This window comes from Sorangium sp. KYC3313 (genome assembly GCF_052075895.1).
Lineage (GTDB): Bacteria > Myxococcota_A > Polyangia > Polyangiales > Polyangiaceae > Sorangium > Sorangium cellulosum_B.
In genome coordinates this window covers 6207368-6230437 of the sequence record NZ_CP197255.1, presented here as the reverse complement: position 1 = coordinate 6230437, position 23070 = coordinate 6207368, and the positions used below count along the sequence as shown (strand labels likewise).

Below are 23070 nucleotides of genomic sequence, written 5' to 3'. Positions count from 1 at the left end.
ATGGCCAGCGGTTCGGGGTTACGGGCGTGTCACCGGGAGCGGGCGTCGCGAGGCGCCGCCGCCGTCATGCAATCACCACCGATTGCCGCGCTCAGGTGCGCATCGTCACCAGAGAGCGCGGCCAGGGGCAACTCTGCAGCGTCGAAGCGCCGGCGGCCCCCGGCGCGGCCCAGCCGTCGACACCGGCGCGGCCGCAGTGGCCCAGGCGCTGGCCGCTCCCGCCGCCGCGACGCGCCTCGGCGGGCGGCCAGCGCTCCGGCTCCCCGGACCGCCTTCGCCCCGTTGTCCCGCGGGCCGCGCCCCATTTTTCCCCGCCCCGTGCCCGGCGGCTCTTTCGTCCAGGCGACCTCGGGCGCGGCGGGCGGCCGACGTGAAGCGGCGCGCCCCGGAAGGCGCGCCCCGGAACCGGAAAACGAGGCGCGGGGGCCCTTCGTCGTGGGACGCCGCGCGCGGTGCTTCCTCTGTCGCGTCTGCGTGATAAATGAGCTTGTCTGGGGAGAGGGGGGAGGCGACCGGAACGCGCTGGACCCCCTTTGTCAAGCGAAGGAGGCCGCTCTTGTCAATCGTGCCCGGAACCGTTCTGCTCCAGCGCTACCGCGTGGTACATCATCTCCGCCGCGAAGGCCTCGGTGAGGTGTTCAGCGCCGAGGACGCGAGCACCGGCAGGCGCGTCGCGGTCAAGGTGCTCGGGGAGCCCCCGGTGCGCCAGGAGCCGGGAGGCGTGTTCAACACGCCAGAGCGCATGCCCCAGCACGAGGCCGAGGCGCGCTTCCGGCGAGAGGCGGTGGCGTGCGAGCGGCTGCGGGGCCCGCACACACTGCCCTCGCTCGACGGCGGCAAGGACCCGGCGCACGGTCCTCTCCTCGTGTTCGAGCTGCGCGAGGGGGAGCTCCTCAGCGAGCGCATCTCCCGGCAGGGGCCGCTCCCGTTCAGCGACGTTCACCCGCTGGGCGAGCAGCTCTGGTCGGCGGTCGCCGAGCTGCACGAGATTGGCATCATCCACCGCGACATCAGCTCCACGAACGTGCTCCTCGACCAGGGTCCTGACGGCGAGCGGCTGACGCTCCTGGATCTCGGCTCGTGCAAGCTCCCTCCCGGGCTCTCCGACGCGGCGCCGACGTTACCGAGCCGGTGTCTCGGCGATTTCAGGTTCGCTCCGCCCGAGCAGCTCACGAAGGGGAAGACGGTGGATCACCGGGCCGATCTCTATGCGGCCATGACGGTGATCTTTCACGCGCTCACCGGCGAGCTCCCCTACGCCGCACGCAATCTGATGATGCTCGCCGATCTCAAGACGAGGACGCCGCCGCGCCGCCTGGGCAGCCTGATGCCTCCGCCGGTCGACCGGGAGATCGAGGTGTTCGTGAACAGGGGCCTGGCGCACAGCCCGGACCGCCGCTTCGCGAGCATCGCCGAGGTGATCCAGGGCTGGCAGGCGCTGAGCCCCGCCACCTGAACGTCTCGACGGCCCTCGCGCGGCCCCACCCCCGCTGAAGGCTGGACACCCGGCCTGCCGATTCCACCGCAGCGTCCCCGCGCCGACAGGAAGGCACCCGGACAGCGCCGCGCGCCTCCTGCCTTCCTGCCTCCCCAGCCGATTTCTCCTCGAGGCCAGGCGCCCCTGCCCGGCCGAGGCCGCCGGTTCGCCGGCGAGCGCAGCTGGACGGCGGAATCCCCTGCCGCCGGCCGCGCCCGCAGGCCCCGTCGCTCCGCGGCGTACGCGCCCGACAGCGCGCGCCGGCCTGGGCGGCGCTTCGCCAGCGCTGCCCCGGCGTTCCGGAGCAGGGCTCCCCCGTCGCCGCTCCGTTCGACCAGCAGCCGTCACCGACCATTGCGACAACGTCCTTCTTTTTCTCACCATCATCGCTTCCGAACAGCGTTTACCGCACAGGCCGGTTCCTCTGCGATGCGAGGACGGTCGCCGTCGGGTGCTTTACCCGAACGAGCCGCGTTATCCCGGAGCAAGCGGCGATTTCGCGCGCTTCGTCGTCACGGGAAAAGGGCGGGCCTTACCGCCTGGCGTCTGACGAGGAATACGCACCTTCGATCAAGAAACTGCATCTCACAGCATTGCAGAGGGTGAGCACGCATGTTAATCCCGGGTGCGCTCGTCGCCGCGCCCTCTCGCGCGGCGCCAGGGCAACTGGATCGGCGTGCCGCTCGTTCTACGCACGTTACGCACGTTACGCACGTTACGCACGTTACGCATCTGCCCGCGAGGCGTCTTTCGCCTCTCCGGGGCCGCCGCGGTGTACCTCGGGACCGGCGCATTCGGCGCCGGCACGCCGTCCGGGATCTCTCAACCCTTGCCGCCACCACGCTATGACGACAACTACCTACCGCTATGTCTTCCTGGGGCTCTCCATCACGTCTTCGTGGGGCAACGGCCACGCCACGACGTACAGAGCGCTCCTCCGGGCGCTCGCGTCGCGCGGCCACCGGGTGCTCTTTCTGGAGCGGAACCTCCCCATCTACGATCAGCACCGTGACCTGCCCAACCCGCCTTACGGCACGACCGAGCAGTACTCGAGCATTACCGAGCTCCGCGATAGATTCTCACGCGCCGTGCGCGAAGCCGATCTCGTGATCGTCGGCTCCTTCGTACCGGAAGGGGCGACGGTCGGGGCATGGATCACGGAAGAGGCCCGCGGGAAGGCCGCGTTCTACGATCTGGACACGCCCGTCACGCTGGGCCGGCTGGCGCACGGGGATCACGCGTACCTGACGCCGGCGCTGATACCGCGGTATGATCTCTATCTGTCGGCGACGGGGGGGCCGACGCTGGAGCGGCTGGAGCGCAGCCACGGCGCGGTGCGCCCGCGGGCGCTCTACTGCTCGGCGGACACGGACGTCTACCATCCCCAGCCGGCGCCGATGCGCTGGGATCTCGGCTACCTCGGGACCTACAGCGACGATCGGCAGGCGGCCGTCGAGCGGCTCCTCCTCGAGCCGGCGCGGCGCATGCGCCGCGGGCGCTTCGCGGTGGCGGGCGCGCAGTACCCGACGTCGCTCGCATGGCCGGAGAACGTCTCCCGGACGGAGCACCTCCCGCCGGACGAGCACCGCATCTTCTACAACTCCCAGCGCTTCACGCTGAACCTGACCCGCCGTGCGATGGTGGAGTCCGGGTGGTCGCCGAGCGCGCGCCTGTTCGAGGCGGCCGCGTGCGGGACCCCTGTCCTGAGCGACACCTGGCCGGGTATCGAGACGTTCTTCCAGCCGGGCGAGGAGATCCTGCTCGTGCGCTCGCCGGAGGACGTGCTCCGGAAGCTCAGGGAGATGAAGGAGGACAAGCGCCTGACGGTGGGCCAGCGGGCGAGGCAGCGCGTCTTCGCCGAGCACACCGCGATGCACCGGGCCGAGGCGTTCGAGCGCTACACCCGCGAGGTGCTCGAGGCCGCCAGCCGGACGCGCGCGCGCCGCGAGCGCGACGGGCAGCTCACGGCGCCACAGGTCGAGAGCCAGAGCGGTTGACGCTTTGGCCTGGCCGCCCGCGTGCTCCCCTTGCCGCTGGGGGCGGCGCGCAGTAGGCCAGGCAGGTGCGCTCCACGCCGCTTCACCCCGTCGCCCGGCTGCCTGAAGAGTGGTCGGCCTCGCTGGCTGCCCGCGGAGAGCGGTCGTTCACGGCGAAGCAGGTATTCCAGTGGATCCATCGCCGCGGCGTCCTCGATCCGGCCGCGATGACGAACCTCCCGGCGCGGCTGCGCGAGCACCTCGCCGCGGAGGGGCTGGGCGAGGTGCTGGCGCCCGAGCGGGTTCATCGCTCCGAGGACGGCACGCGCAAGCTGCTCCTGCGCCTCCGCGACGGCGCGACCATCGAGACGGTCCTGCTCCCGTCGGTGTCGGGCCCCGGCTCGCAGGCGCAGCTCGACGCCGACGCGGCGGCGGCGCTCGATGACGACGAGGACGACGATGCGGCCGCAGAGGCGGGCGCCGCGCCGCGCGTCCGCGTCACCCAGTGCATCTCGACGCAGGTCGGCTGCGCCATGGGGTGCACTTTCTGCGCGAGCGGCGTGGCGGGGCTCAAGCGCCACCTCGGGGCCGAGGAGATCGCGGGCCAGGTGCTCCTCGGGCGGGCGATGCTCGAGGAGGGCGAGGAGCTCCGCAACGTCGTGTACATGGGCATGGGCGAGCCGCTCCACAACTACGAGGCGACCGCTCGCTCGCTGCGCCTGCTCACGCACCCGGAAGGGATCAACCTCTCGACGCGGCGGGTCACGGTGTCCACGTCGGGCCTCGTGCCCGAGATCGCGCGGCTCGGCGCGGATTTCGGCGGGCAGATCGCGCTGGCGATCTCGCTGCACGCCGCGGACGACGCGACCCGCTCGGCGCTGATGCCGATCAACCGCAAGTACCCGCTCGACGAGCTGCTCGCGGCGCTGCGCGCCTACCCGCTGCCGCGGCGCCGGCGCATCACCATCGAGTACACGCTGGTGGCCGGGCAGAACGACGACCCGGCCGAGGCGCGCCGGCTGGCGAAGCTCCTGCGCGGGCTCCCGGTGAAGATCAACCTCATCCCGATGAACCCGATCGAGGCCTCCTCGCTGGGTCCGCCGGCCCAGGAGCGCGTTGCCGCGTTCCAGGAGGTGCTCACGCAGGCGGGGTACTCGTGCTTCGTGCGGCGCCGGCGCGGGGACGACGTCTCGGCGGCGTGCGGCCAGCTCGTGCTGCTCGGGGCCAGGCCGAAGGTGCGGCGGGCGGTGAGCTGAGCGCGCGGAGCTCGCCGGAGGCCGCCCGGCCGGGGCGCGCCCGCGAGCGGGGGCGCGCACTGCCACACCGGACCACCTTGACGCCCTGCCGCGCGGGAGCGTAGCTGTCAGCCGTGCTGAAAAAGATCCTCGTCGCCAACCGTGGAGAGATCGCCTGCCGCGTCCTCCGTACCTGCAAACGGCTCGGGATCGCGACCGTCGCCGTCTACTCGGACGCCGACGCGGGCGCGCCGCACGTCGCGATGGCCGACGAGGCCGTGCGCATCGGCCCGCCGCCGGTCCGGCACAGCTACCTCGTCATCCACGCCATCATCGAGGCCGCCCGGGCGACGGGCGCCGACGGCATCCACCCCGGCTACGGGCTGCTCAGCGAGAACGAGGCGTTCGCGGAGGCCGTCCTCGCGGCCGGCATCACGTTCATCGGCCCGCCGCCCGCGGTGCTCCGCGCCTTCGGCGACAAGATCCTCGCGCGCGAGCACGCGCGCGCGGCCGGCGCCTTCCCGCCGCCGGGCACCAACGACCCGATCAACACCACCGACCTCGAGACCGCCCACCGCGCCGCCTCGAACATCGGCTTCCCGCTGCTCGTCAAGGCGGCGGGCGGCGGCGGCGGCATCGGCATGCAGATCGTCACCGAGCCCTTCAAGCTCGCGCGCGCCCTCACCGCGTGCTCCGACCGCGGCCGCGCCGCGTTCGGCGACCCGCGCGTCTACATGGAGCGCTACATCGAGCGCCCGCGCCACATCGAGGTGCAGGTGCTCTGCGACGGCCAGGGCGGCGCCGTCGCGCTCGGCGAGCGCGAGTGCAGCGTGCAGCGCAGGCACCAGAAGATCGTCGAGGAGAGCCCATCGCCCGCCTCGTTCTTCGAGGGCGACGCGGGCGAGTCCCGCCGCACGGGGCTGCACGAGAGCGCCCTCCGGGTCGTGACCGCCGCCGGCTACGTCGGCGCCGGCACGGTCGAGTTCGTCGCGGCGGAGGGCGGCGAGTTCTACTTCCTCGAGGTCAACGCGCGGCTCCAGGTCGAGCACTGCGTCACCGAGATGTGCACAGGGCTCGACCTCGTCGAGCACCAGATCCGCATCGCGTCGGGCGAGCCGCTCGCGCCCGAGGTCCTCGGCCACACCCACCGCGGCCATTCCGTCGAGGCGCGCCTCTGCGCCGAGGATCCGGCGAAGAACTTCGCCCCCCAGCCCGGCCGCATCACCGCGCTCCGCTGGCCGGCCGCGGGCGACGACCTGCGGATCGAGACCGGCGTCGCCGAGGGGCTCGAGGTGACGCCGTTCTACGACCCGCTTCTCGCCAAGATCGTCGCCCACGGCCCGACGCGCGACGAGGCGATCGCTCGCCTCGACCGGGCGCTCGCCGAGACGACGCTCGAGCTCACCGGTCCGGCCGGGCCCGCCGCGACCAACCTCGCGTTCCTCCGCCAGATCCTGGGGGACGGCGATTTCCGTGGCGGGCAGTACGACACCCGCTTCGCCGAGGCGCTCGCCGCCGGCAAGAAGGCGGGATGACGCTCGGCCGAGCGGGCCGAGCTGGCCGGGAGCCGCCGGCCACGTCGGCGCCGGCCGGGCGGGCCGGCGCGCGGCGGTCGCCGCCCGCGCTGCCGCCGCGCTGAATCGCGCGCTCGTGGTGCAAACCACGGCCGGCATGAACTAAATACCAGGCGTGAGCCACGACTTCGTCCTCGAGCCCGCCGAACGCTGGTTTGCCCACGACCCCGATCCGGAGACCCAGAGCGAGCTGCGCCGGCTCATCGACGCGGCCAGGGCGGGCGAGGACGGCGCCCGCGCCGAGCTCGCCGAGCGCTTCGCCGGCCCGCTGGAGTTCGGCACCGCGGGCATCCGCGGCGTCCTCGGGGCCGGCGAGAGCCGGATGAACCGCGCCGTGGTCGTCCGCACGACCGCGGGGCTCGCCCGTCACCTCCTCGAAGCGATCGGCGACAAGGCGCGGAGCGCCGGCGTCGTCATCGGCTACGACGGCCGCCGGATGAGCCGAGAGTTCGCGGAGGACACCGCCTGCGCCCTCGCCGCCGCGGGCATCCCGAGCCACCTCTCGCCCGTCCCCTGCCCCACGCCCATCGCGGCGTTCGCGGTCGGCCACCTCGGCGCGGCCGCGGGCGTGATGGTGACGGCGAGCCACAACCCGCCCGAGTACAACGGCTTCAAGGTGTACTGGGACAACGCCGCGCAGATCATCCCCCCCCACGACACCGGCATCGCGACGGCGATCGACGCCTCGCCGCCGGCGGATCAGGTCCCCCGCATGCCCCTCGACGAGGCGAGGGGGCGCGGGCTGGTGCGCGACTTCCCCGAGGCGCTGGAGCGGAGCTACCTCGACGCGATCCGCGGCCTCGCGGTGCGGAGCGACGGGGATCGCGACCTCTGCATCGTGTACACGCCTCTTCACGGCGTCGGCAACCGCCTGGTCCGCCAGGCGCTCGGCGAGGCCGGCTTCACGCGCGTGGCGAGCGTGCCCGAGCAGGCCGAGCCGGACGGCGCGTTCCCCACGGTCGCGTTCCCGAACCCCGAGGAGAAGGGCGCCATGGACCTGGCGTTCGCCCTCGCGAAGCGGGAGGGCGCCGACCTCGTCCTCGCCAACGATCCCGACGTCGACCGGCTCGCCGTGGCGGTGAGGCGCCCTGACGGCGAGTACGTGCAGCTCACGGGCAACCAGGTCGGCGTGCTCCTCGGCCATTACCTGCTCACCGAGGGGCGCGCGCAGGGCGCGGACGAGCGCCGGCTCGTGCTGGCCTCCTGCGTCTCGACCCCGATGCTCGGCGTCATCGCCGCGGCGCTCGGGGTTCACTACGAGGAGACCCTGACCGGGTTCAAGTGGATCGCCAACCGGGCGATGGACATCGAGCGCTCGACCGGCGCCCGCTTCGTGTTCGGCTTCGAGGAGGCGCTCGGCTACACCGTCGGCCCGGTCGTGCGCGACAAGGACGGCATCAGCGCCGCGGCGCTGGTCGCCGAGCTCGCGGCGGTGCGCAAGGCCGAGGGCAGGACCCTGCTCGACGAGCTCCAGGCGATCACCCGCACGTACGGCCTCTACAGGAGCGGGCAGCGCGCGTACACCCTGCGCGGCGTCGACGGCCTCGAGAAGATCGCGGCGATCATGGACGCGCTGAGGAAGAGGCCGCCGGTCGCGATCGGCGGCGTCCCCGTGGTGGCGTGGCGCGATTTCGAGGCGCGCACGCGCACCACGAGCGACGGTCTCGTCGAGCCGCTCGTGCTGCCTCCGAGCAACGTGCTCGTGTACGAGCTCGACGACGGGAGCCGGCTCATCGCCCGCCCGAGCGGGACGGAGCCGAAGATCAAGTTCTACTTCGACGTGCGCGAAGAGGTCGCCGCGGACGAGCCGCTGGGCGACGCCGAGGCCCGCGCGGCGATGCGGCTCGACGCCCTGGCCCTGGCGTTCTCGGGCCTCGCCGGCATCGGCTGAGAGGGAGGGAGCGGCCCCGTCAGCCGCCCGGGCTGCGGAAGGCGGCGCGGCCGACGAAGAACGGGCCCATCTGGCTGATGAACTCCGAGGTCTGGCGGGTCTTCCGCATCGTCTGCACGATGTGGGAGAGCGGGTGGAGCTCCTTGCCGACGAGCCCGATCACGAACTCGTTGTCGCGGGCGTCGAGGCCGTGGCACGCGAGGCGGATGTCGTGGGCGAGGTCCTGGGCGCCATAGGCCCTGCCGATGGTGCCGTGCTCGCGCAGGATGCTCCCTTGCTCGCGCCCCTCGAGCTTCGAGAACGTGCCGCTGCGGCGGAGCGGATACCACACCGCCCACGGCCAGGCGGGGTTCAAGACGGTCTCCGCCGGGCGCCGGAGCAGCCAGAAGTCGAGATCCTGCTCGTAGCCGGTCGAGTACGTGCGCCCCAGCATCGTGAAATCGGGGCGAAGCTCCAGGGCCCGGAGCTCGCTGCGGTTGAGCGCCGGGCGGACGGTCTGGACGAAGACGGCGGGGTCCTCGGCCCACGTGAGCACGGCGATGCCGCGCGGATCGTTGATGTCCTCGTAGACGACCGCGCCGACGCGCTGCGACGCGAGCGCCTGGCCGGCTGCGCGGGTCAGCTCCGCCGGATCGGCGTCGCCGGGACAACGGAACACGAGCAGCTGCATGAACAGCCGGCCGTCGATGACCTGCGGCCGGCCGTCGCGCGGCGCCCCGCGCTCGGCGACGTCGATGTGCGGCAGCTCGGGCTCCGCGTGGCCGGCGGCGGGCCGGCCCGTGGTGGGTTCGCTCATGGGCGTAGGGGTACCGAGGTTCGGGGAGGACGGCAACTGCCAGGCGCAGCGCCGCCGCAGGCGACGCGCAGCCCCCGCCGCGAGCGCTCGTCGCGGCCGCGAGCCCCCGTCACCGGGACGAGCGCCCGTCGACGGCCACGACGACCGGCGAGCGCGGCGCGAAATCACGTAATGCGCATCACACCATTGCGCGCGCTGACGTGCGGCGGTCGCCGGGGGTCAGGCGTCTCGGGTCGAAAGGAGAGCTGGACAACCGGCGTGATCTTGCGCAGGGCCACGTCGGCTCGTGTCGCACGGCTGCTCCCACGTAATCATCTCTTGCCATCGAGCCCGACTCACGCTCCCCTGCAAGGTACAACCACGACTCCTGGAGTTGCCCCGACGATGTGCTCCCGGGCAGGCCTTCCCGCCCGAGGGTACGTGCGCCGCGCCCCCGATCGGGCTCAGCTTCGCCGGGGCCTTCCCGCCGTAGGTTCGCCGCGATGAAGACGCACGAGACGAAGACCAAGACCTCGATCCCCGCCGGTAGATGCAAAGGAACGTTGCTGGTCAACCTCCGGTCGTTCGTCACGACGACCCGCGACGCCGGTGCATGGGAGCGCCTGGTGACGTCGCTGCCCAAGTCAGACCGGGACGTACTCTCTCAGCCGCTGCTCGCGAGCAGCTGGTATCCGATCGGCGTCTGGAACCGCGCCTTGCGAACGCACGCGCGGACTGCGAGCGACCAAACCGCTGAGCTCAAGCGGTTTGCCCGCTACGTCGCGGATCGCGACCTCAATACGGTGTTGAAGTTCGCGCTCTCGATCGCCATGCCCGACACGATCGTCGCCCGGACTGGAATGTTCTGGTCGCGCTACTTCGACTCCGGGAAGGTCTTCCCGCGCATGGTGAAGCCGCGGGAGTGGGTGCTGACCATCACAGGCCCGACCGGGGACGACGAGGGGCCCTCCGCGATGAACTGCGGAGAAGGCGTCTGCGGCTGGGTCGAGCAGGCGCTCCTCCTGTGCGGTGCATCCACCCCCAAGGTGACCCACCAGCGGTGCCGGTTCCGCGGCGCGACGGAGTGCCTCTCCGAGGTCGTATGGTGAGCGACCTGAGCGAGATCGGCCCTCTTGTCGTTGCGGCGGCGCCCTCGTTTGTCTATTGACTTGCTCCTTCACCTTGATCCAAACTGGATGCAGGCGGGACACATGTATACGAAGCCTCCCATGGTGAGGTCCTCGCGCTGCCCCTCTCGTCCTTCGTGCTCGGGGTCAGCATCGTGCCTGCTCTGCGGATTGTCTCCTGATGGCCGCTGACCGGTCAGCCTGCGGGGATTCGGTGGGGTAGAGATCCGGCGGGCAGCCGCGAGGCAGATTGACCCAGCAACCCTACAGGTAATTTCATGCTGTCACCTCGCTCGCAGCGGCACAAGGAAGTCAAGGACAGCCTTCAGGCGACGCCGCACCCGGTCTGGGTCGAGGACATGCTCGAATCTCTGGCCGACCAGTGGAAGGCCGCGGTCTACACGCCGCCGATCGCGCAAACGATGACGGAGCCGGTCGATCAGGAGATGTGGAAGGGGCTCCTCCGGGAGTTCTTCTGCGTGGTCGAGGCGTTCCCGAAGTACATGGGGCTCAGCCTCGCCAAGACGACCTATGGCCAGTCGCCGCGCGACTCCCTGGTGCGAGACTGGCTCATCGGCAACATCCGGGTCGAGGCGCTGCACGTGCGCTGGTACCTCGACTGGGCGGCGTGGCACGGGCACAGCACCTCGGACATCACGAGCCACCGCCCGAGCCCGGAGATCGCGTCGCTCTTCGAGTGGCTCTGGTCGGTGTCCTACCGCGGCTCCCTCGCGGAGGCGGTCGGCGCGGTGAACTATGCGATCGAGGGGGTCATCGGCGAGTGTTCTCGCGTGGTGCTGCCGAGCTTTACGAAGCTCTATGGCGAGGGGAGCAAGTCGCTGACGTGGCTCGCCGCGCATGCGAACTACGATGATGCCCACCCGCGCGAGGCGCTCGAGATCGTGAAGCTCGCGACCACCTCCGCCGAGGAGATCCGCCGGGTGCATTCGAGCATCTCCCGCTCGCTCGAGCTGTTCGAGAAGGCGTTCAGGGCCTGCAGCGTCCCGCACCGCCGCGGCAGCTGACGCGGGCACCTCCTGGCAGCGCCGCGCGCGACCGGCGCCGAGCCCCGACGGAGACACGAGATCTCCGAAGAAACCTCAGAGAACACAAGGCGAGCGCCCTGCGGCGCCGGCGCGTGACGGCGGTAGAAACCGCCGGGATTCCTGCCCTGCGGCACCACGCGGCACGCGAGAAACGGACCGGATCGAGGCGAGAAACCTCGGAGATGCCAAGATCGCCAGTCGGCCTTCTTTTGGCCCCTTCGCCGTTCGACTCATCGACCAGCGGGTGCCCCCACCGCGAAGTGCCAGCCAGGCCCGCCCCCTGCTGCGGTTTCCGCCCGCCCCGCTGTCCGCCGGGGCAGAGCGGCGGTCTCTCGCACAGGAGACGGGCCCAGATCGGCGTTTTCGGCGCGCAAGCGCACTCCGGTGCGCTGAGCACCGAAAACGTCGAGGTGGGCCCGTATCCGAAGCGAGTGACCGCCGCTCTAGCGGCCGTAGACGGCCTTGCGGACCTTTTTCTTGAGATCGTCGAGCACGAAGGGCTTCGTGATGTAATGGCGTGCGCCCGCCTGGATGCCGGCGATGACGTCCATCGGGTCCGACTTGGCGGTCAGGAAGATGATGGGCACCCGGCGCATCGGCTCGTGCTCGCGGAGCCGCTTCGTCATGCTCACCCCGTCGAGCTTCGGCATCATGATGTCCACGATCACCAGATCGGGCCACGGCTCCTGCTGGGCCAGCGCGAGCCCATCGACCCCGTTCGTCGCGACCACGGTGTCGAACTCGTCGCCGAGGAACCGGGCGATCATCGCCGCGGTGTCCTGCTCGTCCTCCACCACCAGGATTCTCTTCTTCGTCGCGGTCACCATCGGCGCCGAGAAAGATAGCGCGGAGCGGACGATGCGGGCGGTGTGCTGGGATTTTTTTCCGAAGAACGTTGGAAACGCATCGATTTTATTCACCGACAGCGCAAGCGCCGTCTGCGCCGGAGGCGCTCAGCGAGGAGCGCGTGCGGCGCCGACGCAGGGGTTGCGCCCAGAGCAGGGCTGTCTCAGGCACACCGCTCGGCGTCCGAGGATCAGGTCGCGCGGGCGGCCGCGCGCTCGAGGAGCGAGGCGAGGCGATCGAGCGGCATCGGCTCCACGAACGTGCTGCCGATGTCCCGCATCAGCACCGTCCGGACCGACGAGCCCCGGCGCTTCTTGTCGAGCGACAGGAAGCGCAGCGCGGCGGAGACCGGCTCGTCCTCGATCCGGGTGGGCAGACCGAGCCGCGCGAGCAGGCGGGTCGCCCGGTCGGCCGCCGCGCGGTCGGTCACGCCGAGCGCGCAGCCGACGCGGAACATGGCGACCATGCCGAGCGCCACCGCCTCGCCGTGCGCCAGCCGGACGAACCCCCCCTCGGCCTCGAGGGCATGCCCCAGCGTGTGGCCGAGGTTCAGGAGGGCGCGGTCGCCCGACTCGCGCTCATCGCGGGCGACGATGGCCGCCTTCACGGCGATCGAGCGGCGGATGATCTCGGCGAGCAGGCCGGCGTCGCGCGCGAGGACGCGGTCGGCCTCGCGCTCGAGCAGCGCGAGCAGCTCCGGATCGGCGATGCAGGCCGACTTCACCACCTCCGCGAGCCCGCTCCGGTAGGCGCGGTCGGTCTCGGTGGCGAGCGCCGCCGGGCTCGCGACGACCGCGGACGGCTGGTGGAACGTTCCGACGGCGTTCTTCGCGGGCCCGAGGTCGACCCCGGTCTTGCCGCCGACCGAGGCGTCGACCATCGCGAGGAGCGTGGTCGGCGCCGCGACCCAGCGGACGCCCCGCAGCAGCGTGGACGCAGCGAACCCGCCGATGTCGGTCACCACACCCCCGCCGTGCGCGAGCACCACCGCGCCGCGGTCGGCGCCGGCGTCGATCATCGCCGTCAGCGCCGCCTCGACGGCCGCGAGCCGCTTGTGCTCCTCGCCGGGCGTGAGCACCGTGACGGCCGCGGCCGGCGTCCCCTGCGCCGCGAGCGCGGCGAGCAGCGGCGCGCCCCAGAGGCGGCTCACGTTCTCGTCCGTGACGACGAAGACGGACGTCGGCGCCAGCGCGCCGATGGCGTCCGCCGTGGACGCCGCCCCGTCGGAGGCGATGCGCACCGCGTAGCTCTTGTCGCCGAGCGGCACGAAGAGCGGGCGATCCGCGTAGGCGCGGAGGACCCGCGCCACGACGTCGGCGGGGGAGACGCCGTCGGTCACGACGCGCGCGTGGGCCTCGGCATAGACGGGGGCGCGCGCGGCCAGGAGCTCGCGGATGCGCGCCTCGCGATCCGGCGCGCCGTCGAGGAGCGGGCGGTTGCCGTTCGGCGTGCGCGCGGCGATCGTGCGCGGGGTGGCGGTGAGCGCGACGACGCAGCCGCGCTCGAGCGCCTCGGCGCGGAGCGCGGGATCGACGAGGGCGCCGCCGCCGAGGGCGATGATGCGGGGGCCGCGCGCCGCCAGGAGCCGGCGCAGGGTCGCCGCCTCCAGCGCGCGGAAGCCAGCCTCGCCGCGCGTGGCGAAGAGCGACGGGACGCTCTCGCCGGCCTCCTCGACGATGGCGTCGTCGAGATCGAGGAACGGGAGCCCCGTGCGCGCGGCGGCGAGGCGGCCCACGGTGGACTTGCCTGCCCCCATGAAGCCGGTGAGCAGGAGCGGAGGTGCGTCGGGAGGGAGTTGCATGGCCTTCAATAAGAGCGGACCTGCTGGAGGTAGCTGTCGACGTTGCGCGAGAGCTCCGTGAGGCTGTCGCCGCCGAATTTCTCGAGCAGGGCGGCGGCGAGCGTGATCGCCACCATCGCCTCGCCGACGACCGAGGCGGCCGCGACGGCGCAGACGTCGCTGCGCTCGAAGGCGGCGTCGAACTGCTCCTTGGTGCGCACGTCGACCGACGGGAGCGCGCGCTTGAGCGTCGCGATCGGCTTCATGGCGGCGCGGCAGATGAGCGGCATGCCGTTCGTGATGCCGCCCTCGAGGCCGCCGGCGCGGTTCGACGGGCGGGTGAACGCGTGCGCCCCCTGATCGTAGGCGATGGGGTCGTGCACCTCGGAGCCCGAGATGCGCGCGGCCTCGAAGCCGATGCCGATCTCGACGCCCTTGATCGCCTGGATGCTCATCAGCGCCTGCGCGAGGCGGCCGTCGAGCTTGCGGTCCCACTGCACGTGGCTCCCGAGCCCGGGCGGCAGGCCCGTGGCGATCACCTCGAAGACGCCGCCGAGCGTGTCGCCCCGGTGCGCGGCCTCGCGGATGGCGTCGCGCATCGCCTGCGCGGCAGCGGCGTCGACGCACGCGAGATCCGAGGCGCGGGCGCGCTCCCGGAGCTCGGCGAGCGGGAGCTCACCTCCGCCCGAGGCGGCGGAGGTCGGCGACGCCACCGGGCCGATCGACAGGACGTGGGCGAAGACCTCGACGCCGACGGACCGGAGGAGCTTGCGGCAAACGCCGCCCACCGCGACCCGCGCCGCTGTCTCGCGCGCGCTCGCCCGCTCGAGCACGTCGCGCAGGTCCCGCCGGGCGTACTTCAGGCCGCCGGCCAGATCCGCGTGGCCAGGGCGCGGGCGGGTCAGCGCCTCGGGCGGCTCGGGGAACGGCTCGGGGCCCATCCGCCCGGCCCAGCTCGCGTGATCGCGGTTCTCGATCACCATGGCGATGGGGCCGCCGAGCGTCTCGCCGCCGCGCACGCCGGCGACGAGGCGGACGCGATCGGTCTCGATCTTCATCCGCCCGCCGCGCCCGTAGCCGCGCTGGCGACGCGCCAGATCCTCGTCGATGTCCTCCGCGAGGAGCGGCATGCCCGCCGGAATGCCCTCGACGGTCGCCACGAGCTCCGGCCCGTGCGACTCGCCGGCCGAAAGCCACCTGAGCTGCGTCATCGTGTGGAAAACCTCCTCCGCGCCCGGAGCCCCGGGCGAAGCTTGCTGCGTATTACAGGTCGATCTGCTCCACGTCGACGCCTTGGGCGGAAAAAGGGGAAGAATGGCCAGCGGCGTCTCCGCCAACCTGGGTCGGGGAGCGGACAGCGGCGCCGGCCTGGGTCGAGGCGTGGACGGCGCCGTCCGCGACGACCGGCTCCCCGAGGAACCTGGCTGCCACGGTGGCGAAGCTCTTCGGTAGATCCGTGACGAGGAGCGAGAGGCCGCCCGGCGTGCTCCGGGAGGTCGCGAGCCCCCGCTCGGCGAGGAACGAGGCCACTTCCTCGGCGGTCGCCGACGCGCTGTCCACGATCGGGAGGGGGCCGCCGGCGAGCGACGCCGTCTCGGCCTCGATCGCGGCGCGGAGGAGCGGGAAGTGCGTGCACCCGAGCACGATCGAGCGGGCGCCCGCGCCGATGAGCGGCTCCAGGTACCGCCGCGCGACGAGCCGCGGGACCTCGCCCTCGATCCATCCCTCCTCCGCCAGCGAGACGAGCAGCGGGGCCGCCTGGCCGGCGACCTCGGTGCGGGTGCTGAGCGACGCCACGGCGCGGGGATAGGCGCCGGACGCGATGGTCCCGGCCGTCCCGAGCACGCCGATCGTCGCGCCGCGCGACGCGGCGACGGCGGCGCGGGCGCCGGGCAGGATGACCCCGAGGACGGGCAGATCCAGCTCGACCCGGAGCATGTCGATCGCGACGGCGCTCACCGTGTTGCACGCGACCACGATCGCCTTGACGCCGCGGCCGATGAGCACGCGCGCGCAGCCGAGCGCGTAGCGGACCACCGTCTCCGGCGACCGCGTGCCGTACGGGACCCGCGCCGTGTCGCCCAGGTAGACGATGTCCTCCGCCGGGCAGCGCCCGCGCAGCGCGCGCACGACCGTGAGGCCGCCGAGGCCCGAGTCGAACACGCCGAGCGGCGCGTCGCCGTGGGACGTCACGGCTCCTCGATGCGGAACAGATGCACCGGCTCGCGGAGGAACTGCTCGCGCGCGATCGCGTCGAGCGCGCTCCGCACGAGCCCCTCCCGCGCGTCGTGCGTGATGAGCACGACGTCCACCGCGGGTTGACGAGCGGCCGCCCCGCCCGCGGGCGGGGCGCCCGAGCTCGTCGGCCCCTGCTGCACGATCTGCTCGATGCTGACGCCCGCGTCGCCGAGCGCGCCGGCGAGGCGCCCCATGACGCCGGGCCGGTCCTCGACCGCGAAGCGCAGGTAGTACCGGGAGACGATCTCGCCGAGCGGGCGGACCGCGCGGGGCTTGATCGACATGCCGCGGCCCTGCATGCCCGCGACGCCCGACGCGATCGAGCGCGCGACGTCGAGGATGTCGGAGACGACGCTGACGGCGGTCGGCAGGTCGCCGGCGCCGCGGCCGTAGACGAGCGACGGGCCGACGGCGCGCCCCTCGAGCAGCACGGCGTTGAGCACGCCGGAGACGTTGGCGAGCACGCTCTGCTTCGGGATCAGCGTCGGGTGCACGCGCAGCTCGATGGAATCGCCGAGGTCTCGGCCGATCGCCAGGTGCTTGATGGTGTAGCCGAACCGATCGGCGTAGCGGTGGTCGGCCTCCTCGATGCTCCGGATCCCGGAGGTGTGCACGTCGGCGCTGTCGATCTGCGCCCCGAAGGCGAGCATCGCCAGCACGATCAGCTTGTGCGCGGCGTCGTGGCCGTCGACGTCGAGCGACGGGTCGGCCTCGGCGTAGCCGAGCGCCTGCGCCTCGCGCAGCGCGGCGTCGAACGACGCGCCCGTGTCGCGCATGCGCGTGAGGATGTAATTGCAGGTCCCGTTCAGGATCGCGGTGACGCGCTCGACCCAGTCGCTCGCGAACGCGTCCCGGAGCGTCCGGATGATCGGGATGCCGCCGCCGACCGCCCCCTCGAACGCGAGGTCGACCTGGCGCGCCGAGGCCCGCGCGAGGAGCGCGGGGCCGTGGGCGGCGAGCAGCAGCTTGTTCGCGGTGACCACGCCCTTGCCGCGGTCGATGGCGCGCTCGATCAGCGCGCGCGCGGGCGTCTCGCCGCCCATCACCTCGACGACGACGTCGATCGCGGGGTCGTCGACGACCTCCTCGGGGTTCGTGGTGAGCACGCCGCGATCCAGGGCGGCGACGCGCTCCTTCTCGAGGTCGCGCACGACCACGCGCTTCACGACGAGGGGGACGCCCGCGCGCTCCGCCAGGTAACCGGAGTTCTCGGCCAGGAGGCGCAGGACGCCGCCGCCGACCGTCCCGCAGCCGAGGAGCCCGATCTGGATCGGGGCGCCCCCGCGAAGGCGCCTGCGATCGCTGGCGGCGTGAGGTTCAGGGTTCAAATTCAAGGGCGGACCGCCTTCCGTCTTCATGCGCGCGGAGCTTAGCGCTTCTCGCGCCGGTAGGTGACGCCTATGCTGCGCTGGCCATGACGGAAAAGGGCGTTCTGGGCGACGAGTTCAGGTTCCACGTGGGCGAGGACGGGGGCGCCGTGGAGCGAGGGCCGCTGCTCCCGCTGCGCGTGGTCGTCGTCGCCGATCTCACCCCGCGCGATCCGCACAACGCCGGCGCGAGCCCGCCCGCGGGCGCGATCCGCGTCGACGCGAGCCGCTTCGATAACCTCTTCACGATGCTCCGGCCACGGCTCGCGATCGAGGTGCCGAGCGTGCTCGCGGCGGGCCGGGCGGTGCGCGTCGACCTCGCGCCCGCCGGGATGAAGAGCTTCCGGCCCGACGCGCTGTGCGCCGAGGTGCCGCTGCTGCGCTCGCTGCTCGACGGCCGCCGGGTCCTGGATCGGCTGCGCGACGGGTCGGCCACGCTCGACCAGGCGCGCGCCGAGCTCGATCGGCTCTGGGGCGGCTCCCCGCTGGTGCGCGACATCCTGGGCCTCGTCCCGGAGCGCCGGGACGCCTCTCCCGGCCGCTCCGCGCCCGCCGCGGAGCGGCCCGCGGCGCCCGCGCCCGGCTCGGACGTGGACGCGCTGCTCTCGATGGTCGACCTCGGCGGGGGCGAGGGCGCCGAGGCGGCGCCCCCACCCGCGACGCCGGGCGGCCTCGATCAGAAGCCGGCGGAGGCAGGGCGGTTCTCGGAGCTCATCGCGACCGTGGCGGCGAGCGCCCGCCCGCGCGCGGGCCAGCCCGCTCGGCCAGCGGAGGCGATCGCGCAGATCGAGCGCGCGATCGGCGCGCAGCTCGGCGCGATCCTGCAGCACCCCGAGGTCCGGCGCCTCGAGGAGGCGTGGCGCGGGCTGAGCCTGCTCGTGGAGCGCGCGAAGGCGGCGGAGGGCGTCCGGTTCGACGTCGTCAGCGCGCGCCCGGACGAGGCGGCCGGCGCGCTCGCGCGGGTGCTCGCGCAGACGGCGAGCTCCGAGCCGCCGGCGTCGGTCGCCATCGTGGACGTCGCGATCGACGGCAGCGCCGCGTCGCTCGCGCGGCTCGAGGAGATCGCGCGCGTCGCCGAGGCGCACGCGCTCCCCGCCGTGGTGAACGGCGACGCGCGCCTGCTCGGGGTCGACGATCTCGGCGGCGTCGAGCGGCTCGACAACAAGGCCGCGCTGTTCCGTGCGCCGCACCGCGCCCCGTGGCGCTCCGCTGCAGCGCGGCATGGCGCGCGGTGGGTCGCGATCGCGATGAACCGCGTGCTCGGCCGGATGCCGTACGACCGGTCGACCTCCCGGATCCGGGAGGCGACGATCGCCGAGCAGCCCGGCGATGAGGGCGGCCGCGTCTGGATCTCGCCGGCGTACGTCGTCGGCGCGCTGATCGCGGGGAGCTTCCGCGAGACGGCGTGGCCCTGCCGCGTCACGGGCGCGAAGGGCGGCGGCGCGCTCGGGGACCTGCCGGTGCACGAGGTCAAGGGCGCGTACGAGGGCGACGAGGGCGTCGCGATCCCGACCGAGGCGTTCGTGTCCACGGACACCCAGCGCGAGCTCTCGAAGAGCGGCGTGCTCCTGCTCGCGTCGGCCCCGAACAGCGACGCGGTGTACGTCCTCGCCGCGCCGACGGCCTACGTCCCGCCGGAGAAGCTCACGTACGACAGCCCGACGGCCGAGCCGGACGAGCGCCTCGAGCGCGTCTCGCTCGTCGATCAGCTCTTCGTCGCGCGCGTGGTCCAGTTCCTGCGCGCGCTCTGCTCGAAGCTGCCCCCGGACAGCGACCCGGCGGAGGTCCAGCCGGTCGTCGAGGGTGCCCTCTGGGCGCTGTTCGAGAACGCGCCGCCCGCCAGCGTCGAGCTCGCCGTCAAGGCGGGCCGCGGCGAGGGCGGCGCGCAGATCGCGGTCACGGTGCGCCCGCGCCGCTTCCTGGGCGTCGGGCTCGACGAGGTGTCGCTCGAGATGCCGCTCGGCTGAGCGCCCCGGATTGACGCCGCCCGGCGCGCGGGGGAGGATCACCGGCATGCGGCTCCGCGTCGCGATCCTCCTCGCTGTCCTGAGCACCCTCGTCACCACGTGCCAGCGGCCTGCGGCGCCGCAGGCGCCTACGTCCGACTGCGGCTGCCGCAAGAAGTAGCCCGGCGCCCATCGCAGGGTCGACGGGTCACGTCGCGCGGTTCCGGGCGCGCGGCATTGCAATCCACGTCGAGCGTCTCTCACGAAGACGCGAGGACCGTGAGCGGTGCGCTCTCACACCCTCCGCGGAGCGGCCACCCGCCGGCGGGGCGCGGCGCCGCGATACGGGCTCTCCGCGCCTGTCGCGCCGGCGGTCCATCTTCGATGGCGACGAAGAGCGCGGGAGTGATCGTCGCTTTCATCTCGACGGAGCGCGTGGAGTTGCGTAGTTGCGCAGCTGCTCAGTCGGGCGCTGGCGCGTAGCGCGCGATGTGCGCGGCGCGCGCAACGCGGGTTGAGCGCCTCATCACGAAGCGAGCATTGCGCCGGCCTTGCGGTCCTCAGGGGCGGCCCGAGGATTGCAATCCTGGCGACTTCATGAAGCCCTGCACCCAGGAGGACATCCGCTCCAATCGCCCGTTCGCCGGCCGCAGGGCGGTGGTGATCGGTGGGAGCATCGCGGGCCTGGTCGCAGCCCGCGTGCTCGCCGACCACTTCGGCGAGGTGGCCGTCATCGAGCGCGACGCCATCCCGGATGACCTCCGCGAGGCCCGCAAGGGCGTGCCCCAGGCTCGCCAGCTCCACGGGCTGCTCGCCCAGGGAGAGCGCATCCTGAACGACCTGTTCCCCGGCTTCACCGGGGATTTGCTCCAGGACGGAGCCATCGCGTACGACTTCGGGCTCGGCCTGGCGTGGCACCACCACGGCGCCTGGAAGCCGCGCTTCGAGACGGGGGTGCGGACCGTGTGCATGACCCGTCCGCTGCTCGAGGCGCACGTGCGCCGCCGCGCGTTCGCGCTGCCGAGGGTGCGGCGCCTGGACCAGCGTGAGGTGGTGGAGCTCTCGGCGTCTCGCGATCGCTCCCGGATCACGGGCGTCGTGGTCCGGCAACGCGACGAGGGCGGCCAGATCGAGCGGCTGCCGGCGGAGCTCGTGGTGGACGCCAGCGGGCGCGGCTCGCGCGCGCCGGCGTGGCTCGAGGCGCTCGGCTACCGGCGGCCCGACGAGTCGACCATCCAGGTCCGGGTGGGGTACGCCAGCCGGCAGTACCGGCCGCGGGATCCGGGGCAGCTCCCGTGGAAGTCGCTGTACGTCCTCGGCTCGCCGTCCGACAGCCGGCGGTTCGGCTGCATCGCGCCGATCGAGGGCGGGCGCTGGATCGTGGTGCTGGCGGGCCTGTTCGGCGATCACCCGCCCGCCGATCCCGAGGGCTTCCTGGAGTTCGCCCGGGGCCTGCCCAACGACGCGCTCTACCGGGCGCTGCTCGGGGCCGAGCCGGTGACGGACGTCGCCGTCTCCAAGTTCCCGGCGCACCTCCGGCGGCACTACGAGCGGATGGCGCGGATGCCCGAGGGGCTCGCCGTGCTGGGCGACGCGCTCGCCAGCTTCAACCCCGTTTACGGCCAGGGGATGACGTCGGCCTGCCTCCAGGCGCTGGCGCTCGACGCCGCGCTCAAGGAGCAGCGCCGCCGCGCGGGGCGCTGCGCGATCGCGGGCCTCACCCGCCGCTACCACGCGGCCGCGGCGAGGGCGGTCGACCTGCCGTGGCGGATGTCCACGGGGGAAGACCTCGCTTACCCCGAGACCAGGGGCCGGCGGCCGGTCCTCCAGCCGATCATGCGCTGGTACACCGGGATGCTGCACCGGGCCGCGCAGGTCGATCGCGAGGTCTACGTGCGCTTCGTGCGCGCGTTGCACATGCTCGACGGGCCGGAGGCGCTCCTGGATCCTCGCCTGATCCTGCGCGTGCTTCGCGCGGGGCGGTCAGGGTCGCTGCCCGAGGTGACCGCTGCGGGCACGGGCCACCGAGGGCAGCCCGAATGATGCCTGAACAGCCGCGGCCGCCGCGTCGCTCCCGTCCGGCGCTACGGGGGCGCCGCGCGGCGGTGGCGAGATCGCCTCATGGCGCGGCGCCGGTCAGGCGGCGAACCCGGTCCGCGTGGGGGCTCGCCGGGAAATGCGAGAGGAAATCCCCGGCGCGGGCGCGCGCCTGGTCGGCGCGCCCGCTGCGCAGCAGCGCGTCGATCGCGACGATCTCCCGGTCGGCCGCGAGGCGCCCCTCCGGGAACTCGGCCCGGTGCTCGTCGAGCAGGGCGAGCGGCGCCTCTGGCGATCGCGCGAGCACCGCCCTGATCTCCGCGAGCCGCCCGGCCTCCCGGAGCAGCTCGTTGCGCTCCAGCAGCGCGGCCACTGTCGCGGCGGGCCGAAGCGCGGGCTCGCCCTGAACGGCGCTCCCCTGGGGCAGCTCCCGGCCCACGCCGGGCGCGGACCGAGGCGGCAGCTCGGCGCCGGGCGCCGGCACGGGCGCCCCGAGCGCTTGATCGCTGCAACCTGCGAGGAGGGCGAGGAGCGGGGCGGCGAGGCCTCCCGCGATCCACCGGGTGTGTGACGAATGGTGAACGACATGCATGTCGTCGACTCCTTCATGAGGCGGAGCTGGCGGAACCCCGCCGAGACGGGCCCGCGAAAACGCGCGTGCCCATTGCGGGACCACAGCTCGCCGTCGCCATGGCCGCCAGCGCGGCACGGCGTATTCGACGTAATGAGCTAGCGCTCCAGCAACGACGGCCCGAGCACCAGCATTCCTAGCTGACAGGCGTATTGTAAAAATGAACTATCGGTTTGTCAACACTGCTTACTTATGTCGTCCGAGAGCAGCGCTGCCGCTTGCCGATGGTCGAAATCGCGCTACTCGGCTCAGAAGGCGCCGGCGACGCCCACGCCCGCGCCGCCGCCCGCCGGCGCGAGCGAGAGGCGAAAACGCCGGGCGCCAGCGCTGGCAACGCCCGGGCGCGGGGCATGAAACAGAGCCGGGATCAGCACGCCGGAGGCGGCGCCGAATACGGCGCCCGTGAGCACATCGGTGAAATAATGGCGATCGCCGGCGATGCGCAGGTAGCCGGAGAGCGCGGCGATCGCCATTCCGTTCGCCCATACCCACGGCGCCGCGCGATAACCGCGCATCGACGCCACGGTGCCGCTCGCGGCGGCGAGCGAGAAGACGGCCGTGGAGTGGCCGGAGAAGAACGAGAGATCGTCGTCGTGCGGGAGGGCGCCCGAGGTGCCCTCGCCCGCGCGGAGCACATCCAGGTTGTCGTGATGGGCATACGGCCGCTGGCGGCCGACGATGTACTTGGTGATCTGGTTCATGTTCATCGCCACCACCATCGCTTCGGTGACGATCACGAGATCCGCGGAGATGTTGTCGGAGCGGCCGTCGTACCACGCGGCGAGCGCCGTGAGGCCCAGCGCTGCGGCGGGCGCGACGCCGAAGACCGTCACGTTGCTGAGATCGTGAGCGGTGTTCGGGTTGCCTCGCCAGACCAGCGCGTCGCGGAGCGACGTGTCGAGGGCGTTGGCCGTGCACCAGCGGCACGATTCGGGGGCGAGGCCCTTCTTCGCGAGCTCGGACGCGATCCATGCGGCGCCGCCGACGACGGTGATGGGCAGATCGATCTCGGGCCGGTACGTGAGCTCGGGGGACGGGTCGGCGGCAGCGGCCGGCGAGGACGAGACGGCGACGAGGAAGGCGGACAGCGCGAGCGCGGCGGTAGCACGCATGAGGGGCGCGAG

The 23070-nt window shown here is 72.8% G+C and carries 17 protein-coding genes; 9 read left to right on the top strand and 8 right to left on the bottom strand.

What is annotated here, in order from left to right:
- The first annotated feature begins 565 nt into the window (after positions 1-565).
- From ACSRUE_RS24210 to ACSRUE_RS24190, 5 genes are all read left to right on the top strand, one after another.
- A complete protein-coding gene (locus ACSRUE_RS24210; protein WP_441293124.1) occupies positions 566-1456 on the top strand; it encodes a serine/threonine-protein kinase in 891 nt (296 codons plus the stop codon).
- Between the two features lie 866 nt (positions 1457-2322).
- Positions 2323-3474 (top strand): CgeB family protein, encoded by a 1152-nt coding sequence (locus ACSRUE_RS24205; protein ID WP_441285658.1) that lies wholly within the window; start codon positions 2323-2325, stop codon positions 3472-3474.
- Positions 3475-3539: 65 nt separating this feature from the next.
- Positions 3540-4709, top strand: coding sequence for a 23S rRNA (adenine(2503)-C(2))-methyltransferase RlmN (gene rlmN, locus ACSRUE_RS24200; RefSeq protein ID WP_441285657.1), 1170 nt, complete (start codon positions 3540-3542; stop codon positions 4707-4709).
- A 113-nt stretch (positions 4710-4822) separates the two neighbouring features.
- Positions 4823-6223: an acetyl-CoA carboxylase biotin carboxylase subunit gene (locus ACSRUE_RS24195; protein WP_441285656.1), complete on the top strand. Its 1401-nt coding sequence runs from the start codon at positions 4823-4825 to the stop codon at positions 6221-6223.
- Positions 6224-6377: 154 nt separating this feature from the next.
- On the top strand, positions 6378-8153 hold the full coding sequence (locus tag ACSRUE_RS24190) for a phospho-sugar mutase (RefSeq protein WP_441285655.1): 1776 nt from the start codon (positions 6378-6380) through the stop codon (positions 8151-8153).
- A 19-nt stretch (positions 8154-8172) separates the two neighbouring features.
- On the opposite strand, the gene ACSRUE_RS24185 is transcribed toward ACSRUE_RS24190, so the two are convergent.
- The gene (locus tag ACSRUE_RS24185) at positions 8173-8949 is read right to left on the bottom strand and encodes a chlorite dismutase family protein (protein WP_441285654.1); all 777 of its coding nucleotides are present in this window, start codon (positions 8947-8949) and stop codon (positions 8173-8175) included.
- 482 nt (positions 8950-9431) lie between these two features.
- On the opposite strand from ACSRUE_RS24185, the gene ACSRUE_RS24180 reads away from it, so the two are divergent.
- The gene (locus ACSRUE_RS24180; protein ID WP_012237471.1) at positions 9432-10037 is read left to right on the top strand and encodes a hypothetical protein; all 606 of its coding nucleotides are present in this window, start codon (positions 9432-9434) and stop codon (positions 10035-10037) included.
- 296 nt (positions 10038-10333) lie between these two features.
- Positions 10334-11080, top strand: a complete 747-nt coding sequence (locus tag ACSRUE_RS24175; protein ID WP_437766550.1) for a TenA family transcriptional regulator — start codon at positions 10334-10336, stop codon at positions 11078-11080.
- A gap of 464 nt (positions 11081-11544) precedes the next feature.
- Here the strand turns inward: ACSRUE_RS24175 and ACSRUE_RS24170 are convergent, their stop codons facing one another.
- The 5 genes from ACSRUE_RS24170 to ACSRUE_RS24150 all read right to left on the bottom strand — a co-directional run bounded on the left by ACSRUE_RS24170 (position 11545) and on the right by ACSRUE_RS24150 (position 17323).
- Positions 11545-11928, bottom strand: a complete 384-nt coding sequence (locus tag ACSRUE_RS24170) for a response regulator transcription factor (protein ID WP_437766549.1) — start codon at positions 11926-11928, stop codon at positions 11545-11547.
- Between the two features lie 209 nt (positions 11929-12137).
- Positions 12138-13748 carry a 3-dehydroquinate synthase gene (gene aroB, locus ACSRUE_RS24165; RefSeq protein WP_441285653.1) on the bottom strand — a complete coding sequence of 537 codons (1611 nt, stop codon included), beginning with the start codon at positions 13746-13748 and terminating at the stop codon, positions 12138-12140.
- A gap of 5 nt (positions 13749-13753) precedes the next feature.
- Positions 13754-14938, bottom strand: coding sequence for a chorismate synthase (gene aroC, locus ACSRUE_RS24160; RefSeq protein ID WP_437292738.1), 1185 nt, complete (start codon positions 14936-14938; stop codon positions 13754-13756).
- A gap of 52 nt (positions 14939-14990) precedes the next feature.
- Entirely contained in the window at positions 14991-15920 is a 930-nt protein-coding gene (gene murI / locus ACSRUE_RS24155) for a glutamate racemase (protein ID WP_441285652.1), read from the bottom strand.
- Positions 15917-17323, bottom strand: a complete 1407-nt coding sequence (locus ACSRUE_RS24150; RefSeq protein WP_441285651.1) for a homoserine dehydrogenase — start codon at positions 17321-17323, stop codon at positions 15917-15919. The genes murI and ACSRUE_RS24150 overlap by 4 nt, the downstream gene beginning before the upstream one ends.
- 56 nt (positions 17324-17379) lie before the next feature.
- Between ACSRUE_RS24150 and ACSRUE_RS24145 the strand changes: the two genes are divergently transcribed.
- Complete coding sequence (locus ACSRUE_RS24145; protein ID WP_441285650.1) at positions 17380-19299, top strand: type VI secretion system contractile sheath domain-containing protein; 1920 nt, start codon at positions 17380-17382, stop codon at positions 19297-19299.
- Between the two features lie 576 nt (positions 19300-19875).
- Positions 19876-21321 (top strand): NAD(P)/FAD-dependent oxidoreductase, encoded by a 1446-nt coding sequence (locus ACSRUE_RS24140; RefSeq protein ID WP_441285649.1) that lies wholly within the window; start codon positions 19876-19878, stop codon positions 21319-21321.
- Between the two features lie 76 nt (positions 21322-21397).
- Here the strand turns inward: ACSRUE_RS24140 and ACSRUE_RS24135 are convergent, their stop codons facing one another.
- On the bottom strand, positions 21398-21907 hold the full coding sequence (locus ACSRUE_RS24135; RefSeq protein WP_441285648.1) for a hypothetical protein: 510 nt from the start codon (positions 21905-21907) through the stop codon (positions 21398-21400).
- Between the two features lie 287 nt (positions 21908-22194).
- Positions 22195-23058: a phosphatase PAP2 family protein gene (locus tag ACSRUE_RS24130; RefSeq protein WP_441285647.1), complete on the bottom strand. Its 864-nt coding sequence runs from the start codon at positions 23056-23058 to the stop codon at positions 22195-22197.
- Positions 23059-23070 lie beyond the last annotated feature (12 nt).

What these genes read in the sequence shown, in the direction of transcription:
- ACSRUE_RS24205 (WP_441285658.1), top strand. Translation starts at nt 2,323, where the DNA reads ATGACGACAACTACCTACCGCTATGTCTTCCTGGGGCTCTCCATCACG.
- ACSRUE_RS24185 (WP_441285654.1), bottom strand. Translation starts at nt 8,949, where the DNA reads ATGAGCGAACCCACCACGGGCCGGCCCGCCGCCGGCCACGCGGAGCCC.
- ACSRUE_RS24180 (WP_012237471.1), top strand. Translation starts at nt 9,432, where the DNA reads ATGAAGACGCACGAGACGAAGACCAAGACCTCGATCCCCGCCGGTAGA.
- ACSRUE_RS24175 (WP_437766550.1), top strand. Translation starts at nt 10,334, where the DNA reads ATGCTGTCACCTCGCTCGCAGCGGCACAAGGAAGTCAAGGACAGCCTT.
- ACSRUE_RS24170 (WP_437766549.1), bottom strand. Translation starts at nt 11,928, where the DNA reads ATGGTGACCGCGACGAAGAAGAGAATCCTGGTGGTGGAGGACGAGCAG.
- aroB (WP_441285653.1), bottom strand. Translation starts at nt 13,748, where the DNA reads ATGCAACTCCCTCCCGACGCACCTCCGCTCCTGCTCACCGGCTTCATG.
- aroC (WP_437292738.1), bottom strand. Translation starts at nt 14,938, where the DNA reads ATGACGCAGCTCAGGTGGCTTTCGGCCGGCGAGTCGCACGGGCCGGAG.
- ACSRUE_RS24150 (WP_441285651.1), bottom strand. Translation starts at nt 17,323, where the DNA reads ATGAAGACGGAAGGCGGTCCGCCCTTGAATTTGAACCCTGAACCTCAC.
- ACSRUE_RS24145 (WP_441285650.1), top strand. Translation starts at nt 17,380, where the DNA reads ATGACGGAAAAGGGCGTTCTGGGCGACGAGTTCAGGTTCCACGTGGGC.
- ACSRUE_RS24140 (WP_441285649.1), top strand. Translation starts at nt 19,876, where the DNA reads ATGAAGCCCTGCACCCAGGAGGACATCCGCTCCAATCGCCCGTTCGCC.
- ACSRUE_RS24135 (WP_441285648.1), bottom strand. Translation starts at nt 21,907, where the DNA reads ATGCATGTCGTTCACCATTCGTCACACACCCGGTGGATCGCGGGAGGC.
- ACSRUE_RS24130 (WP_441285647.1), bottom strand. Translation starts at nt 23,058, where the DNA reads ATGCGTGCTACCGCCGCGCTCGCGCTGTCCGCCTTCCTCGTCGCCGTC.